At 57.1% G+C, this 14735-nt stretch carries 19 protein-coding genes; 12 read left to right on the plus strand and 7 right to left on the minus strand.

Annotated elements, in window-relative coordinates:
- Positions 1–139: 139 nt before the first annotated feature.
- The 7 genes from DHN55_RS20855 to DHN55_RS20885 all read left to right on the plus strand — a co-directional run bounded on the left by DHN55_RS20855 (position 140) and on the right by DHN55_RS20885 (position 7151).
- On the plus strand, positions 140–1519 hold the full coding sequence (locus DHN55_RS20855) for a M48 family metalloprotease (RefSeq protein ID WP_337660627.1): 1380 nt from the start codon (positions 140–142) through the stop codon (positions 1517–1519).
- A gap of 81 nt (positions 1520–1600) precedes the next feature.
- Positions 1601–2380: a DsbA family protein gene (locus DHN55_RS20860; protein WP_108883484.1), complete on the plus strand. Its 780-nt coding sequence runs from the start codon at positions 1601–1603 to the stop codon at positions 2378–2380.
- A 200-nt stretch (positions 2381–2580) separates the two neighbouring features.
- Positions 2581–3036: a type II 3-dehydroquinate dehydratase gene (gene aroQ / locus DHN55_RS20865; RefSeq protein ID WP_108883485.1), complete on the plus strand. Its 456-nt coding sequence runs from the start codon at positions 2581–2583 to the stop codon at positions 3034–3036.
- 23 nt (positions 3037–3059) lie between these two features.
- Positions 3060–3533 (plus strand): acetyl-CoA carboxylase biotin carboxyl carrier protein, encoded by a 474-nt coding sequence (gene accB / locus DHN55_RS20870; protein WP_108883486.1) that lies wholly within the window; start codon positions 3060–3062, stop codon positions 3531–3533.
- Positions 3534–3588: 55 nt separating this feature from the next.
- The gene (gene accC, locus DHN55_RS20875) at positions 3589–4926 is read left to right on the plus strand and encodes an acetyl-CoA carboxylase biotin carboxylase subunit (RefSeq protein ID WP_108883487.1); all 1338 of its coding nucleotides are present in this window, start codon (positions 3589–3591) and stop codon (positions 4924–4926) included.
- A 111-nt stretch (positions 4927–5037) separates the two neighbouring features.
- Positions 5038–6348 (plus strand): adenylate/guanylate cyclase domain-containing protein, encoded by a 1311-nt coding sequence (locus DHN55_RS20880; RefSeq protein ID WP_108883488.1) that lies wholly within the window; start codon positions 5038–5040, stop codon positions 6346–6348.
- 44 nt (positions 6349–6392) lie between these two features.
- Complete coding sequence (locus tag DHN55_RS20885; RefSeq protein ID WP_108883489.1) at positions 6393–7151, plus strand: pentapeptide repeat-containing protein; 759 nt, start codon at positions 6393–6395, stop codon at positions 7149–7151.
- Between the two features lie 17 nt (positions 7152–7168).
- On the opposite strand, the gene DHN55_RS20890 is transcribed toward DHN55_RS20885, so the two are convergent.
- Both DHN55_RS20890 and DHN55_RS22555 read right to left on the minus strand, forming a co-directional pair.
- A complete protein-coding gene (locus tag DHN55_RS20890; RefSeq protein ID WP_337660628.1) occupies positions 7169–7786 on the minus strand; it encodes an XAC2610-related protein in 618 nt (205 codons plus the stop codon).
- 62 nt (positions 7787–7848) lie between these two features.
- Entirely contained in the window at positions 7849–7986 is a 138-nt protein-coding gene (locus DHN55_RS22555; protein WP_337660629.1) for a hypothetical protein, read from the minus strand.
- 127 nt (positions 7987–8113) lie between these two features.
- On the opposite strand from DHN55_RS22555, the gene aat reads away from it, so the two are divergent.
- Both aat and DHN55_RS20900 read left to right on the plus strand, forming a co-directional pair.
- On the plus strand, positions 8114–8803 hold the full coding sequence (aat, locus tag DHN55_RS20895; RefSeq protein ID WP_108883491.1) for a leucyl/phenylalanyl-tRNA--protein transferase: 690 nt from the start codon (positions 8114–8116) through the stop codon (positions 8801–8803).
- 117 nt (positions 8804–8920) lie between these two features.
- Entirely contained in the window at positions 8921–9394 is a 474-nt protein-coding gene (locus DHN55_RS20900; RefSeq protein WP_108883492.1) for a DUF2141 domain-containing protein, read from the plus strand.
- A gap of 34 nt (positions 9395–9428) precedes the next feature.
- Here the strand turns inward: DHN55_RS20900 and DHN55_RS20905 are convergent, their stop codons facing one another.
- The 5 genes from DHN55_RS20905 to DHN55_RS20925 all read right to left on the minus strand — a co-directional run bounded on the left by DHN55_RS20905 (position 9429) and on the right by DHN55_RS20925 (position 12104).
- A complete protein-coding gene (locus DHN55_RS20905; RefSeq protein ID WP_108883493.1) occupies positions 9429–9830 on the minus strand; it encodes a hypothetical protein in 402 nt (133 codons plus the stop codon).
- A gap of 83 nt (positions 9831–9913) precedes the next feature.
- On the minus strand, positions 9914–10363 hold the full coding sequence (locus DHN55_RS20910; protein WP_337660630.1) for a DUF2155 domain-containing protein: 450 nt from the start codon (positions 10361–10363) through the stop codon (positions 9914–9916).
- Between the two features lie 29 nt (positions 10364–10392).
- Positions 10393–11160 carry a methyltransferase domain-containing protein gene (locus DHN55_RS20915; protein ID WP_108883495.1) on the minus strand — a complete coding sequence of 256 codons (768 nt, stop codon included), beginning with the start codon at positions 11158–11160 and terminating at the stop codon, positions 10393–10395.
- Positions 11157–11648 carry an outer membrane lipid asymmetry maintenance protein MlaD gene (mlaD, locus tag DHN55_RS20920; RefSeq protein ID WP_108883496.1) on the minus strand — a complete coding sequence of 164 codons (492 nt, stop codon included), beginning with the start codon at positions 11646–11648 and terminating at the stop codon, positions 11157–11159. Before mlaD ends, DHN55_RS20915 begins: the two co-directional genes overlap by 4 nt.
- Before the next feature lie 54 nt (positions 11649–11702).
- Complete coding sequence (locus tag DHN55_RS20925; RefSeq protein ID WP_108883497.1) at positions 11703–12104, minus strand: NADH:ubiquinone oxidoreductase subunit NDUFA12; 402 nt, start codon at positions 12102–12104, stop codon at positions 11703–11705.
- Between the two features lie 198 nt (positions 12105–12302).
- Between DHN55_RS20925 and DHN55_RS20930 the strand changes: the two genes are divergently transcribed.
- The 3 genes from DHN55_RS20930 to DHN55_RS20940 all read left to right on the plus strand — a co-directional run bounded on the left by DHN55_RS20930 (position 12303) and on the right by DHN55_RS20940 (position 14723).
- Positions 12303–13091, plus strand: a complete 789-nt coding sequence (locus DHN55_RS20930; protein ID WP_108883498.1) for an ATP-binding cassette domain-containing protein — start codon at positions 12303–12305, stop codon at positions 13089–13091.
- Positions 13092–13209: 118 nt separating this feature from the next.
- On the plus strand, positions 13210–13578 hold the full coding sequence (locus DHN55_RS20935) for a DM13 domain-containing protein (RefSeq protein ID WP_108883499.1): 369 nt from the start codon (positions 13210–13212) through the stop codon (positions 13576–13578).
- A gap of 155 nt (positions 13579–13733) precedes the next feature.
- Complete coding sequence (locus DHN55_RS20940) at positions 13734–14723, plus strand: EamA family transporter (RefSeq protein ID WP_108883500.1); 990 nt, start codon at positions 13734–13736, stop codon at positions 14721–14723.
- Positions 14724–14735: the final 12 nt, after the last annotated feature.

The following is a 14735-nucleotide window of genomic DNA, read 5'->3' on the forward strand; positions in this document are numbered from 1 at the left end:
TCTGTGACCCTGGACCTCATCGCATCACCCATGCTTTTGCCGTAATGTTCGATACAAATCCGTCTGATCCGGACATGCGTTTCATCGGTGTTGAAGTCGCGTGGAACCGGACGCACAAAAGGACCTATTCAAACCGCTGATGAAGAAATCATTGCGCACGATCGGGATTCTTGTTCTGTCCGCCGCCATGCTGGCGCAGGCCAGCCTGTCCTCCTTTGCGCAACAGCGCGGCAACAGTCCCCGGCTGATCCGTGACGCGGAAATCGAAGAGCTCATGCGGCGCTATCTCAAGCCGATCTTCAAAGTCGCGAAAATTCCACCCAGAGCCGTGAACATCTACCTGATCGACGACAGTCGCATCAACGCGTTCGTTGCCGGTGGCCAGCGCATTTTCATTCATACCGGCCTGATCGAAAAGGCTCAAAGTCCCAACGAGGTTATTGGCGTCCTGGCGCACGAGACGGCCCACGTTGCCGGTGGTCATCTGGCCCGGCTTGGTGTTCAGCTCGACCGCGCTTCGACCCAGGTCATCATCGGAACCTTGCTGGGCGCGGCAGCCGCAATCGGTGCATCACAGGCTGGTGCGGCATCCAGCGGCGGGGCGACCGGGGCACTGGTCTTTGGCGGTGCGGAGTTTGCCAGGCGCAATTTGCTGACCTATGTCCGGGCCCAGGAAGCAGCGGCGGACGAAGGCGCATTGCGCTATCTGGAGGCATCGGGGCAATCCGGCCGGGGTATGCTGGAATTGTTTCAGAAGCTCTACAACCAGTCCATTGCCTCCCTGCAGTACGTCGATCCGTATGCCGTGTCCCATCCGTTGCCCCTGCAGCGTATCCGGGTTCTGGAGAATCGCGTCCGGGCATCGAAGCATTACAACAAGAAGGACAAGGATTACCTGGTGTTCCGCCACAAGATGGCACAGGCAAAACTTGCCGGTTTCACCCGTTCGGCGCAATCCGTGTACTCATCCTATCCAGCTGCGGACAAATCCATCCCTGCCCAGTACGCCCGCGCTATCGCTGCCTACAGGGTGGGCGACCTGCAGACCGCCATCCCTGCGATTGACAAGCTGATTGCAAGAATACCGAAGAACCCGTATTTTTGGGAACTCAAGGGTCAGGCCCTGCTTGAAAAAGGTTTCCCGGCTGATGCCGTCGCACCATTGCGCCAGGCTCTGAAACTGTATCCGAAAAGCGGCCTGATCAGCATTCTGCTGGCGCAGGCACTGCTTGCCGCCAATACCAAAGAAGCGGCGCGGACGGCATTGTCAGTGTTGTCCAAAGCGCAGAGATTTGAGGGTGAGTCGGGCTCGCTGCATTTGCACAAGGCGCGGGCACACGGCATTTTGGGCGACTATGCTCGCGCAGAATTGTCCACTGCGGAAAGTGCCATGCTGCGCGGCGACAAAAAGCTGGCAAAACGGAAGGCCGAAGGCGCCAAGCGGCGGTCAAAATCCGGTTCTACTGTGTGGATCAGGGCAACCGACATACTCAACGCCCTGAAAAAAAAGAAAAGTTGAAGATGAAATTCCCCAAGGAACCGGTATAACCGGTCCAACAAACAGATCCGTCCGGTTTGGACAACACAGGAGTTTAGTTTCATGCGCACCAAATTCACAGCCCATCTTGTGGCCCTTGCACTTGCAGCCGGCAGTGTCGTGCTGCCTCAGCACGTGTCCGCGCAGGAAACTTTCTCAAAGGCGCAAACCAATGAAATGCACAATATAATTCGTGAGTACCTGCTGGAGAACCCGGCCATTCTCAACGAGATGATCGCCAAGCTGCAGGTTGCTGAGCGTGATCAGCAGGACAAGCAGGCCCGCGAAGCCATCGCCAGCAACGCGAAACAGCTTTTCCGCGACGAGAATGACTTTGTTGTCGGAAATCCCGATGGCAATGTCACCATGGTCGAGTTCTTCGACTACAATTGCGGCTTCTGCAAGCGGTCTGTCGCAGACGTGCTTCGTTTCACCGAGGAAGACAAGAACCTGCGCATCGTCATGAAGGAATTTCCGATTCTGTCGGAAGGTTCGATCATCGCATCACGCGCGGCAATCGCAGCCAAGAAACAGGGCAAATACTGGGAGTTGCACCTCGCCTTGATGGCAGCCAGCGGCGGTATCGACAATGAGGCAATGGTCATGTCGATTGCCGCTGAGGCCGGCCTTGATGTGGAGAAGCTGAAAGCCGACATGACATCGGACGCGGACGCGATTGAGAAGAGTATCAATGACAACCGTGCACTTGCCCAGTCCCTCGGAATCAACGGAACCCCTGCGTTCGTTATCGACGACAATCTGGTCCCTGGCGCCATGCCTTACGAGCAACTTGCAACCAGTGTCAAAATTGTTCGCGACAAAGGCGGGTGCCAGTTCTGCTGACGCCGCAACAGCAAATCACAGGCTTCCGCTTCCTGTGATCCATACATCCGTGGTGACCAGATAATCTCATCCACAGCCTGACCGGTGCCTACGCTTGGCCGGGCGCTGTTTTTGTGGCAATACCGGTGTACAAGAAAAGCACGGGACGGCATTTGCATGCTGTGAGCCTGCTGACCTGCCCCAATTGGAGATGATCTCTGTTGTCCGACACGATTCTGATACTTAACGGTCCGAACCTGAACCTGCTCGGCACGCGCGAACCTGAGATATACGGCGCAACCACGTTGGCCAACATTGAAGCCCGTTGCCATGCCCATGCGGAAAAACTCGGCGCCAAAGTCGATTTTCGCCAATCCAACACCGAGGGCGAACTGGTGGACTGGATACAGCAGGCGCGGGATACGGCTATCGCGATTGTCATCAATGCCGCCGCCTACACACATACGTCGGTCGCGTTGCACGACGCGCTGAAAGCCACCGGGCTGCCAGTCGTGGAACTGCACCTTTCAAATGTGTACAAGCGCGAGAGCTTCCGGCATAAGAGCTTCATCTCCAGCGTTGCTGACGGGGTCATGTGCGGGTTTGGAGCGCATGGCTATGTATTGGCAATCGACGCTGCAAAACAAATCGCCGCCGACAGGGCTGGCAAAACCTGAACAACAGGACACCGGAATCAGACATGGCCAAGGACAACAAGACATTCGACAACGAGCAAATCCGCCAGCTTGCCGAAATTCTGACCGACACGGGTTTGAGTGAAATCGAGGTTGAACAGGATGGCCTGAAAATCCGGGTGGCGCGCGAGATCTCCGCCACCTACGCAGCGCCTGCACCGACGATCCAGGCACCTGCGCCGAGCATTGTCAGCGCACCCAGTGCACCTGCCGCAGAGGCTTCCGCCGCGCCTGCGGCAAAATCTGCCGGAACCGTAAATTCACCGATGGTCGGCACCGCCTACATGTCGCCTTCACCGGAGGCTGCCCCGTTTGTACAGGTCGGCAGCAAGGTCAAGGCAGGCCAGGCCATCATGATCATCGAGGCCATGAAGACGATGAACCAGATCCCTGCCCCGCACAGCGGCACCGTGACGGCGATTCTCGTCGGCAATGGGGATCCTGTTGAATATGACGAGCCGCTGATGGTGATCGAGTAAATCCGCTGCACCCTGCACCCCAAAAACGGACCGCCCCTGTAAGGCCCAGATCCTGATGTTTGAAAAAGTCCTGATAGCCAACCGTGGTGAAATCGCACTTCGTGTCTTGCGCGCCTGCCGCGAGCTGGGCGTGCAGACGGTCGCTGTTCACTCGACCGCAGACGCAACGGCCATGCATGTGCGCCTGGCAGATGAGAGCGTGTGCATCGGTCCGCCATCTGCAACAGACAGTTATCTCAATATCCCGGCCATCGTTGCCGCGTGCGAAATAACAGGTGCCGATGCGGTGCATCCTGGCTACGGATTCCTGTCGGAGAATGCCAGGTTTGCCAAAATTCTCGAAGAGCATGACATCGCCTTCATCGGCCCATCGGCCGAACACATCTCGGTCATGGGGGACAAGATCGAGGCCAAGCTCACGGCCAAGAAGCTGGGCATCCCGGTGGTTCCAGGCTCGGACGGCGGGGTTTCAGGGTTTGATGAAGCCCGGCGTGTGGCGAAGGAAATCGGCTATCCGGTGCTGATCAAGGCCGCCGCCGGCGGCGGCGGGCGCGGCATGAAGGTCGCGTTGTCCGAGGACGAAATCGACACCGCGCTGTCCACCGCTCAGACCGAAGCGAAGGTCAACTTTGGTGACGATGCCGTATACATAGAACGGTATCTGGGCACGCCGCGCCATATCGAGGTGCAGGTGTTTGGCGACGGAAAAGGCAATGCCGTCTATCTGGGCGAGCGCGACTGTTCGTTACAGCGCCGGCACCAGAAGGTCTGGGAAGAAGCCCTGTCGCCGGCCCTGAATGCAGCCCAGCGCAAGGAAATCGGGGAGACCTGTTCCAAGGCGATGGCGGAAATGAAGTACTCCGGTGCCGGCACTGTAGAGTTCCTCTACGAAGACGGCGAGTTTTTCTTTATTGAGATGAACACCAGGCTGCAGGTTGAGCACCCCGTAACAGAGGCAATTACCGGGCTTGACCTGGTACAGGAGCAGTTGCGGGTTGCGTCAGGCGCCACGCTCGGCTTCAGGCAGGAAGACATACATTTTTCCGGCCACGCCATTGAGTGCCGCATCAACGCGGAAAACGCGGAAACCTTTGCGCCTTCTCCCGGCAGGGTAATCGGCGTTCATCAGCCGGGAGGCCTGGGTGTCCGGGTCGACTCAGGTATCTATGCCGGCTATTCAATCCCGCCCTACTATGACAGCCTGATCGGCAAGCTGATCGTACATGGCCGTGACCGCAATGAATGCCTGATGCGGTTGAGACGCGCGCTGGGGGAATATGTCATCGAGGGAATCGAAACCACGATTCCGCTGTTTCAGCGCCTGCTTGGCGAAACCGATATCATCGATGGTGAATACGATATTCACTGGCTGGAGAAGTTTCTGGCCAGGTAATGATCTGGCCGCGAATTTGTTCAGCCCGTCGGCATGGAAACTTGCGAAATTTATCCTATATAAGTCGTTCGGTCCGGGCATTTGTGTCCGGGCGATCCACGGGAACAGTCTATGCCACCGATTTATCTTGATCCGGCACCAAGGTCCTATCCGGACTTTGTCCACCTGCTTGGCCGCGGCAATCGCGGCGAGGCGGCAGCTGGAACAACGTCTTCAATAACCGATCTTGAGGACTGGCTTCTGGGAGAAGCCATAAACGAAACCGACATGCTGTCGCTGACAGAGTCACTGGCCTGGCGCATGGTCGCTGCCGGCCTGCCAATCGTGCGCGCCACGATCCATGTGGGGACACTGCATCCGCAACTGACCGGCTTCGGCTGGAGCTGGAACAAATTTGACGGTCTGTGCGACGAGATCGTTGTGAAGGCCATGTCAGCCCAGTCGGAAGCATACATGCGCAGCCCATTGCGCCCGGCAGTTGAAGATGGCCAATCACTGTTTCTGGACGTTAGCGACCCGGAAACCCAGGCCCGGTATCCGATCATCGAAGAACTCGCCGAACAGGGCATCAAGCATTACGCCGTCCTGCCAATGCCCAAGCGCATCGGGGCACAACGCTTCGACGTGGTTACAATCGCGACCGCTGAACAGGACGGTTTTACAAAGCAGCAGCAGCGTCAGCTTGACCGGGTACTCAAGTACCTTGCGCTGCATGTTCACCGTCACACATCGCGGCGTGTCGCCGAGAACGTCCTCAATGTCTATTTGGGTCACAGCGCCGGCAAGCAGGTGCTCGAGGGTTCGATCAGCCGGGGCGACGGCAACGCCATCGAGGCAGTAATCTGGTTTGCCGACATGCGCGGGTTCACCGAACTGACCGAAAAATATTCAGGCCCGCAGGTCAACCGGATTCTGAACGGATTCTTTGAGCAGGTGGTGAGCGCGGTTACGGGCAATGGCGGCGATGTGCTGAAATTCCTGGGTGACGGGGTGTTGGCGGTGTTTCCGTTCCAGTGTGCCGCATCGGCTGCAGATGCGGCAAAAGCGGCCATGGGCGCCGCCGACGAAGCGCTCAGAAACCTTGATGCCTATAACGCCAATCCTTGCGAAGATGTCCGCAATCTGAATGGCTGGACCCCGATCCGATGCGGCATCGCCATGCATATCGGGGAAGTGTTCTTCGGCAATGTCGGCGGTCATGACCGGCTGGACTTTACAGTCATAGGCAGTGCGGTGAACGAGGCCGCCCGCCTGGAAGCTCTGACCAAGCGCGTCATGCGCCCGGTGGTGATGTCACAGCAGGTCGGCGACCTGCTTGAAATCCCGCTGGACGACATCGGTCACCATGAATTGAAAGGAATTGTTCAACCCGTCCGTGTTTTCGCCCCAAAGCACTGGAAGTCTACTGCTATACAAATCTGAGAATCAGATTTTAAGGCGACAAAGATGTTCGGGAGGCATTCTCTATGAAAATGGCTGCGCTGATAGCCACGGCAGTGATGCTGCTTGGTCTTGGCCCTGCAACGGCACTGGCCGGGTGCAAGGATCATGCGGGATCAGGCGTTGACTGGTCCGGCTGTTCAAAAAAGCTGCTGATGCTGGGGTCTGCTTCACTGGATGGCGCAAAGCTTGACGGCAGCAACCTGACCAGCACAGACCTTGGTGGTGCAAACCTCAACGGCGCAAACCTGGATAATGCCGACTTGAGTTATACCTCTTTGAAAGGAGCCTCTCTCAAGGGCGCATCGCTGGTGAAAACAGCAGGCAATCGCACAGTGCTCGCAGAAGCGGATCTGAGCGATGCCAAGATGCAGGCGATTGAGTTGTTCCGCGCTGATTTGAGCGGCGCCAACCTGACCAAGGCCAACTTGTCACGTTCCAGCCTGCCACGCGCCATGTTTGAAGGCGCAAACCTCAGTGGTGCGTCACTCGAAAAATCCGACGTCATCCGCAGCAATTTCAACGATGCCGACCTGACCGGTCTCGACTTCACCTACGCCATAGTCGCAAGGGCCTCATTCAGAAATGCCAAGCTGGCGGGATCCGACTGGACCAACGCCTACCTGTACCGCAGCAACCTGGTGGGTGCCGACCTGTCAGGCGTAAAGGGACTGACCTCGGCCCAGGTGGCGATTGCATGCGGAGACGGCACGACCAAACTCCCGGCAGGCGTTGATGCGCCAGATCCATGGCCGTGCAACAAGCAGGATGAAAGCGCTCTGTAGGGCCCTTACCCTGATTGTCAGCGAGCGACTTCGCGGGAGATCCCCTGCAGCACCAGTTCACCCTTGTGCCAGGAATAGGTCTTGGTGGTGATGTTGTTATGCTCGTCAACCAGGTAAGCCCGCACGACCTGTGACGCTGTACTTACTTCCGGATTCGGCAATTTGCTGAGTGCGCGGTGATACACAAATCTGTCGAGCACCTCATCCCACAACCAGAATTGCCAAGGCTCGTTTGCGCCGGTAAGAGCAAAATCCCTCAACCCGAAGTCCGGCATGCCGTCAAAATTCATGTCGCGAACAATGATCGATACATTTTCAGGGTCAATGAAAGGCCGGGCTGAAACCGCAATGCGCTGGACCGTTTCATTGCTTTCACTCCGGAACAAAACCTCTGTCACCCGGTTCGGCGCCTGCCCGACCAGTTCAACCGAGCCCTGGCTGCCTGCAAATTCGACCTGACAACGGGCCAACACGCCATTGCTGCCGCTGGCAACAAGCGGCAGGTCGCAGGGCTGGAAGCTGGCCGTAAACGAAGCATTGCCGGGTGCAGGCACGGCCGTTGACGCGAGCCATAACATACAGCATGCAAGCGCACCCTGCCCGGCTGCTGTCCAACTCATCTTTGAAGCAGTCATGATGCACCTTGTGTTTGCGATCCGGACAGGCTCGCATCCGCATTCGGCATGACAACCCGATGTTAGCCGTTGACGTATCCGACAATGAGGAAACCAACCACCAGCAAGGTGATCGAAGTCATCAGAATTTTCAGAATCCGGCCATTCTTCACGATCCGCCCGGCGCGAGCTTCCTCGCCTGTAATCTTGTCGTCCTGCATTTCTCATTTCCCCGGTTTTCTGTCCAACAACCGGCAGGCCTAGCATGCCAGCCGATATTGCGCACCCTGCTTCACCAAGAATTGTTCTCTTGCCGGTCACACCGGCAATCCGGTAACACTATCAGCCATGTCGACGATCACACCCCAGGTTCTGCTGAAAGCTTACACTGCCGGGATTTTTCCGATGGCAGAAAGCGCTAATGACAGTGCGCTTTACTGGGTTGAACCGGAGGTGCGGGGAATTATCCCACTGGATGGTTTTCATGTATCACGCTCACTCGCCCGCCGAATCCGGTCCGGGCAGTTTTCCGTTACAGTGGACACTGACTTCGACGGTGTAATCCGGGCGTGCTCGGGCCAGGCCGGCAGTGCCGGCGAAAATGCGGTTGTCGAGCGGCCCTCAACCTGGATCAACGCCAGAATCTCAGCATTGTACAACCAGTTGCATGCGATGGGGTGCTGTCATTCGGTTGAATGCCGCGACAGCGAAGGGACGCTGGCTGGCGGGCTTTATGGCGTACGCATCGGCGCCGTGTTTTTCGGCGAAAGCATGTTTTCCGCACAGCGCGACGCTTCCAAGGTGGCGATGGTGCATCTCGTCGCGCGCCTAAAGGCAGGCAGCTTTCGCTTGCTGGACACCCAGTTTGTGACCGACCATCTGAAGACATTCGGTTGTGAGGAAGTCCCGCGCGACGACTATCGCAAACTGCTTGATGATGCTTTAGTGGCGCACGCGGACTTTACGGCATTTACAGACGACGACAATCCGGAGGCTGTACTGGCATCGGCAAAGTCCGGCCATCATGACGACACATAAGATGATCACAATTTTGCAGACACACAACGCACTGACCCCAGATCACACAATGTGCTCCACAAAATCGAGCTTGCTGCTATACTAGTTTAGAACCAATCAGTTACGGTGTTATCCAACATGTTGAAACTCTCCTCCCTCCGGTCCATTCGCTGCATCGCCGTCGTCGCCTGGTCATGTGCGCTGGCAACGCCGGCAATTTCTGCAGACGTGTTTGTGTCGGTCACCGGGGTACGCAATGCAAGCGGTACGGTTCTGGCATGCCTGTGGAGTTCCGGCTGGGGTTTCCCGAGTTGTGAAGAAGGCCGCAGCAATGTCAGGCAGGTCAAGATTCCTGCTGTGCAGGGGACTGTAAGCTTCCTGTTTGAAAATGTGCCGGACGGGAAATACGCCATCTCCGTAGGACATGACCAGAACAATGACGGAGTTCTGGAACGGCACCGGTTCCTGAAATACCCGATCGAGGGTGCGGGCGTTTCAAATTACAATACACCGCCACGCTTCATACCACTTCATCACGAAGCGACATTTCCCGTAAAAGGTCCTGCTGTCACTGAAATCAGCATTCCGATGCATTACCCGCCGGACGACTAGTCCTCCTGGCATCAGGGCGGGAGTACCGTCATTCCTACCGATTCAGCTGACCGGGACAGCCCGCAGCGGACCAGCGTTTGTTGACGTTGAAAATACGCCGTGATGCGGACGTCATCTGGGTCGCAAATTTGCGGCATGATTTCCTGTCCGAGCGCGAATCGCAGTTGGCCAGCATCGCCTTGTGGGTCTTGTTGATATCCGCAAGCGTCGGATGCGCTCCTGATTGCTGCTTTTTCAGCGTCGCATGATACCAGTTGCTCAGATGGAATTCTTTCTTGGCCAACCTGAGAATTGACGGTCGTATCTTTTTCGAAAACTCTTTTTTCAGTGCCGAGCACGACGCAGAATGTGCCGGCGTGGCCGCCATGGGCACACAGATGATACATGCCGCCACTGCACCTGACAGAAAATTCACCAGCCGCTTTGTTACCATCATGTTCCCGCCTGTCTCAGCATTGCCCGTTCGTATGTCTTGATCGCGCGGATGTGTGGCAAAACTAGGGTTCGCGCCCAAAGTCGTCATTCTTGTGGCGATGTTTGCTGCTCAGCTTCAGCGGGAGGCTCGTTTTGGGCCGGTGGAATGGTGCCCGGTTCATCGTCAACGCTTTTGCGATTCGGATCATGACACCCAATGAGCCACACATCATAGACCGGGTGCTCAACTGCATTCAGGCCAGGGCTTTCGGCCAGCATCCACCCCGAAAATATTCTGCGCGTGCCGCCGCTCAGCAGGTTTTCATCAACCTGAACAAAAGAGGTCGTTTTCGGTTCCTCTGTCGGCGGCCTGGAATTGCAGATGCGCGGATACACATTCAACGCCCCGAACCTGCGCACTTCATTGACGGGAATTTCAAACGTGGTGATGCGGCCGGTGATCTTGTCGAGCCCGGCAAAAACCGCCAGCGGGTTTTCAATGGCCTGCGCGCGCAAGGGACCTGGTGCAACAACCAGAACCCCTGCCAAAATCATACCCGAAACAAGGTATATCCCTGACAGCTTCATAAAGGCTTCACTGCCTCCACGCGAATACGCACATAGTCAGCCGTCCAATTACCGCGAGCATCACACAGGCTCGGCCGCAGCAATTGCTCGACCTCATCCAGGACGCTGTCCGCTTCGGTTCCAAACTGCTCGAAAAACGGCTTGCGGAAAAGCTTGAGCCATTCCTTCATGCCGGTCTTCAGAGGTGTCGGGCGCGGATACAGCCCCACCCTGCGCACGTCGAACCCTGCGTCTGCCAGCATATCGGCATAGACATCCGCAGACGGAAAAAACCATGGTCCCGCCAGGCTCTCGTCGCCTTCCCTGCGTGCGCTGACAGCCCGCATCGCAGTCACAATAGCTGCCACATTGCCATGCCCGCCAAATTCAGCAACGAACCGGCCACCAGGTTTCAGGGCACGCCATATGCCGTCAATGACCAGTTCCGGCTGGCTCATCCAGTGCAGCGCCGCATTGGAGAATACCGCGTCAAACTCTGCCGGAAAATCAAGCTTGTGACCATCACGGTTCATAACCTTAAGGCCACGCTCGCGCGCCGCCGCCAGCAGATCATCGCTCATGTCGACGCCAAGCACATCGGCACCAATATCGGCTAGCTTGTGCGTCAGGGCACCGTCTCCGCATCCAAGGTCGAGAATCTTTTCGCCCGCCTGCGGAGCCAGCCACTCAAACACGGCACCGGCCAGATCGGCTACAAAACGGCCATGCGTAGAATAGGCATCGGCAGACCAGGTTTGCTTTGATGATGATGTGTTGAAGTTCATTGGCTTGACTGGGTCGAGTCGCCTTCCGATTTCTTGTCGTCCGACTTGCCTGAGCCAAGCACGAACTGGGAGACCAGTCCGAACAGGTCAATGGCGTCCTGGGTGAACTCTATCTCACCGCCGCTGGCAATCAGGGTGTCACTGCCGCCCGGCTCCAGCGAAATGAATTTTCCGCCAAGCAGACCTTCGGAAGCGATCTTGGCAGTGGTGTCCTCGGGCAATTTGACAGTGGAGTCGACCGCCAGTTCAAGATTTGCCCGATAGCTTTCACGATCAAGTTTCTGCGCCGTCACCGACCCGATCTTGATGCCGGCCATACGCACATCGGTACCAACCGAAATTCCGTCAACAGATCCGAACGATGCGTTGACGCTGTAACCGTTTGCAGGCCCGCCGAGCCCGCCTACGAAATACATGAAACCGAAAAATCCGACCGCAATGGCAACAACGAACGCGCCAACAGCTGTCTCCGCCATGGAATTCTTCATATCCGGGGTGCTCCTGCCTCAATACCCGTGGTGTGAAAGTGCTTGACCAGGCCGCTATTCAGGCTGCCATGCGTCGTAATCCGGTTTTGCCGCCTGCTTCGGCGTCGCACCCAACAGGCTGCCGGCGGGCCTGTAAGCTTTGGACGATCCGGTCAGGTTGGGATGATGCGGTTTTTGCCATTCGCGCGCGGCATACTCCACCTCGCTTGGCGGCGTATCGGTGCGGTGATGCATCCAGCCATGCCAGCCGGGCGGGATCATCGACGCTTCCGCATAGTTGGCATAGATGACCCAGCGGCGCTCGGCAATCGACGCCGGCAATTTGGACGGGGCGCGGTAATAGGTGTTGCCGAATTCGTCGGAACCGACCTTCTCGCCGTGGCGCGCCGTGAACCAGCGCGTTCCCATGGTCTGACCGTTCCACCAGGTAAACAACTGCAGTAGTAAGTTTTTCATGCCAGAAACCCGAGCTGCGCAAAGAGCAGACATATAACGTGAATTGCTGACCCGTTATGGCCTATTCGGAAGGCTCAAGTCTAGGGTGTGGCGACAATTACAAGCATGGAATTGAAACGCTGCAACGATTGAGAAAAGTGGCTGCACGCGGTACAAGCTCATATCCAACGCCGATGACAATCACTCCGGACCTGCCTCATGACCACCAGCACAAACACCGTGAAACTGTCCATTGCCGGTGTGAACATGTCATTTGACGATGCAAAAGTGCTGCATGACATCTCCATGGATATTCCGACCGGCCGCAAGACCGTGCTTATCGGGCCTGCCGCCTCAGGTAAAACCGTGTTGATGAAATGTGTCGCCGGTATTCATGCGCCGAACACGGGCACCATCAGGCTGGACGGTCAGCTGATTACGGGAATCAGTCAGCGGGACCGTAATGAACTGCTTGCCGATACCGGCGTGCTGTTTCAGCAAGGCGGCCTGTTCGACAGCCTCATGGTCTGGGAGAACATTTCGTTCCGGCCAATCAACCATGACGGCATGAACCGGACGGAGGCCCGCGAGCTTGCAATTGACAAGCTGGCCCGTGTGAACCTGCCGGCCAGTACCGCGGACCTGTTGCCGTCCGAATTGTCCGGCGGAATGCAAAAACGGGTCGGCATCGCACGCGTCCTGGCCAGCCAGCCTTCGCTGATGCTTCTTGATGAGCCCACCGCCGGCCTTGACCCGATCACCACCAAGGCGATTTACCGCCTGCTCGACCGCTCCATTGAAGACAGCCACGCCACCGTGTTCGCCATTACCAGTGACATGGATGCTGCCCGCAGCGAATACGATCACATGTTCATGCTGCATGAAGGCCGGATTGTGTGGAGCGGTGCTGTGGCCGACATCGACGCGTCGGAAAACCCATATGTCCTGCAGCTCGTCAACGGCCGGGCTGACGGACCGATCAAGATGCGCATGAAGGCGCGCGCCTGACCATATAATGTTCACTTCCTTCGGTATAATCACCGCATTCACACTGCCATGTGATTTGCACGTGACTTCTGTGACACCATAAATTGGCCACAAAACAAACCCGACCGGAGAAACCCTCATGTTCAGATCAACCGCACTGGCCGTCGCCCTGCTGGCATTTGCTGCCAGCCCTTCGCTGGCTGCAAGCGGCAGCTTCAAAGGCGCCAAGGGCCACACAACGACCGGATCGGTTACCGTGACCGAACAGGGCGGCAAGCTGGTCATCAAACTGGGCTCCAACTTCAGCCTAGATGGCGCGCCGGATCCTTATGTGTCACTGGGCAACGGTTCCCGCCCCGTCAAGGGCGGCACGGCAGGTGTGCTGCGCAGGAACAAAGGTTCCGGCACCTATTCGGTTCGGGCAACAAAGGCCACCAAAGCCGCCAAAGAAGTGGTTATCTGGTGCAGGAAGTACTCTGTGCCGCTCGGTGTTGCCAGATTGAAATAGCCGTTTCCCGGCCTGACCCATTGTCAATTCGCGACATTTAATCTGGCGTTTTTGAGCGAGACATCCTCAGGGCCTGCATGACAGGCTTTCAGTATCAAGACTTGGTCTCTGCGTTGCAGATGGCCGGCAATTGGTAAGGAAAGCGGCTGCAAGCGATGAGCGTTCCAACCGGCGATTTCAGGCTGTCCGGCATGAGCGATACGGCTCGTGCGGTTTTGTTCTTGTGCGCCGGCATTTTCATCTTCTCGTTTCAGGACGTAATCGTCAAACAGCTGTCGGACCGCTATCCGGCACATCAGATCGTGTTTGTCCGCGCCATCATCGCCCTGCCCCTCATGTTCATGATCGTGCACTATGAATCAGGCCTGGGGACGCTGGCGACACGACATCCGATCATGCATGCGCTACGATCGTTCATCGGCTTCGGCGCATTTTTCTTCTATTATCTGGCACTTCCCACCATGCCCTTGACGGCGGTGGTGGCCATCTGGTTCACCGCGCCCCTGTTCATTACCGCGCTTGCCGTTCCCATCCTCGGGGAACGGGTTGGCTGGCGCAGATGGGCCGGAATCCTGTTCGGGTTTGCAGGTGCCATGGTGATTATTCAACCGGGCGCCGACACATTCCAGGCAACAGCCATCCTGCCGATCCTGGCGGCATTCTGCTATTCGATCTCGGCCCTGCTCGGCCGCAAGATGGGGATTACGGAATCAGGATCCGTAATGGCGTTCTACATGATGATCACCTTCTTCTACTGCGGCGGCGCGATCGGGGTGCTGGTCGCCAATCTTGACCCCCCGGCTGCAACCGACAGCGCACTGAAATTCCTGCTGCTGCCGTGGCACATGCCGGCAGGAACCGAACTGTTGATGATAGTGGTGATCGGGGTGATTTCAGCATTGGGGTTCTGGCTGCTGGCCACCGCCTACCGCATCGGCAATGCTCCGACCGTTGCGCCATTCGAGTACACATCAATGCTGTGGGCCACTATCCTGTCATACCTGTTGTGGGGCGAAGTGCCGAAATCGACCACCCTGGTCGGCGCCCTGATGATCATTGCGTCGGGTGTCTATGTGCTCCGGCGCGAGGCTGTGGTCAGAGACCGTCCGCTGGCGGGTAAAGGCATGTGGCGCTCGCGCAACTGACCTGAACCGGCC

This window comes from Anderseniella sp. Alg231-50 (assembly GCF_900149695.1).
In the GTDB taxonomy this organism is placed as follows: domain Bacteria; phylum Pseudomonadota; class Alphaproteobacteria; order Rhizobiales; family Aestuariivirgaceae; genus Anderseniella.

Excerpts from the sequence above, each read along its gene's own strand:
- DHN55_RS20885 (WP_108883489.1), top strand. The coding sequence starts at position 6,393 with ATGAAAATGGCTGCGCTGATAGCCACGGCAGTGATGCTGCTTGGTCTT.
- DHN55_RS20935 (WP_108883499.1), top strand. The coding sequence starts at position 13,210 with ATGTTCAGATCAACCGCACTGGCCGTCGCCCTGCTGGCATTTGCTGCC.
- aat (WP_108883491.1), top strand. The coding sequence starts at position 8,114 with ATGTCGACGATCACACCCCAGGTTCTGCTGAAAGCTTACACTGCCGGG.
- DHN55_RS20930 (WP_108883498.1), top strand. The coding sequence starts at position 12,303 with ATGACCACCAGCACAAACACCGTGAAACTGTCCATTGCCGGTGTGAAC.
- DHN55_RS20900 (WP_108883492.1), top strand. The coding sequence starts at position 8,921 with ATGTTGAAACTCTCCTCCCTCCGGTCCATTCGCTGCATCGCCGTCGTC.
- DHN55_RS20855 (WP_337660627.1), top strand. The coding sequence starts at position 140 with ATGAAGAAATCATTGCGCACGATCGGGATTCTTGTTCTGTCCGCCGCC.
- DHN55_RS20890 (WP_337660628.1), bottom strand. The coding sequence starts at position 7,786 with ATGACTGCTTCAAAGATGAGTTGGACAGCAGCCGGGCAGGGTGCGCTT.
- DHN55_RS20910 (WP_337660630.1), bottom strand. The coding sequence starts at position 10,363 with ATGATTTTGGCAGGGGTTCTGGTTGTTGCACCAGGTCCCTTGCGCGCG.
- DHN55_RS20880 (WP_108883488.1), top strand. The coding sequence starts at position 5,038 with ATGCCACCGATTTATCTTGATCCGGCACCAAGGTCCTATCCGGACTTT.
- DHN55_RS20940 (WP_108883500.1), top strand. The coding sequence starts at position 13,734 with ATGAGCGTTCCAACCGGCGATTTCAGGCTGTCCGGCATGAGCGATACG.
- accB (WP_108883486.1), top strand. The coding sequence starts at position 3,060 with ATGGCCAAGGACAACAAGACATTCGACAACGAGCAAATCCGCCAGCTT.
- DHN55_RS20905 (WP_108883493.1), bottom strand. The coding sequence starts at position 9,830 with ATGATGGTAACAAAGCGGCTGGTGAATTTTCTGTCAGGTGCAGTGGCG.
- mlaD (WP_108883496.1), bottom strand. The coding sequence starts at position 11,648 with ATGAAGAATTCCATGGCGGAGACAGCTGTTGGCGCGTTCGTTGTTGCC.
- DHN55_RS22555 (WP_337660629.1), bottom strand. The coding sequence starts at position 7,986 with ATGCAGGACGACAAGATTACAGGCGAGGAAGCTCGCGCCGGGCGGATC.
- DHN55_RS20915 (WP_108883495.1), bottom strand. The coding sequence starts at position 11,160 with ATGAACTTCAACACATCATCATCAAAGCAAACCTGGTCTGCCGATGCC.
- accC (WP_108883487.1), top strand. The coding sequence starts at position 3,589 with ATGTTTGAAAAAGTCCTGATAGCCAACCGTGGTGAAATCGCACTTCGT.
- DHN55_RS20860 (WP_108883484.1), top strand. The coding sequence starts at position 1,601 with ATGCGCACCAAATTCACAGCCCATCTTGTGGCCCTTGCACTTGCAGCC.
- DHN55_RS20925 (WP_108883497.1), bottom strand. The coding sequence starts at position 12,104 with ATGAAAAACTTACTACTGCAGTTGTTTACCTGGTGGAACGGTCAGACC.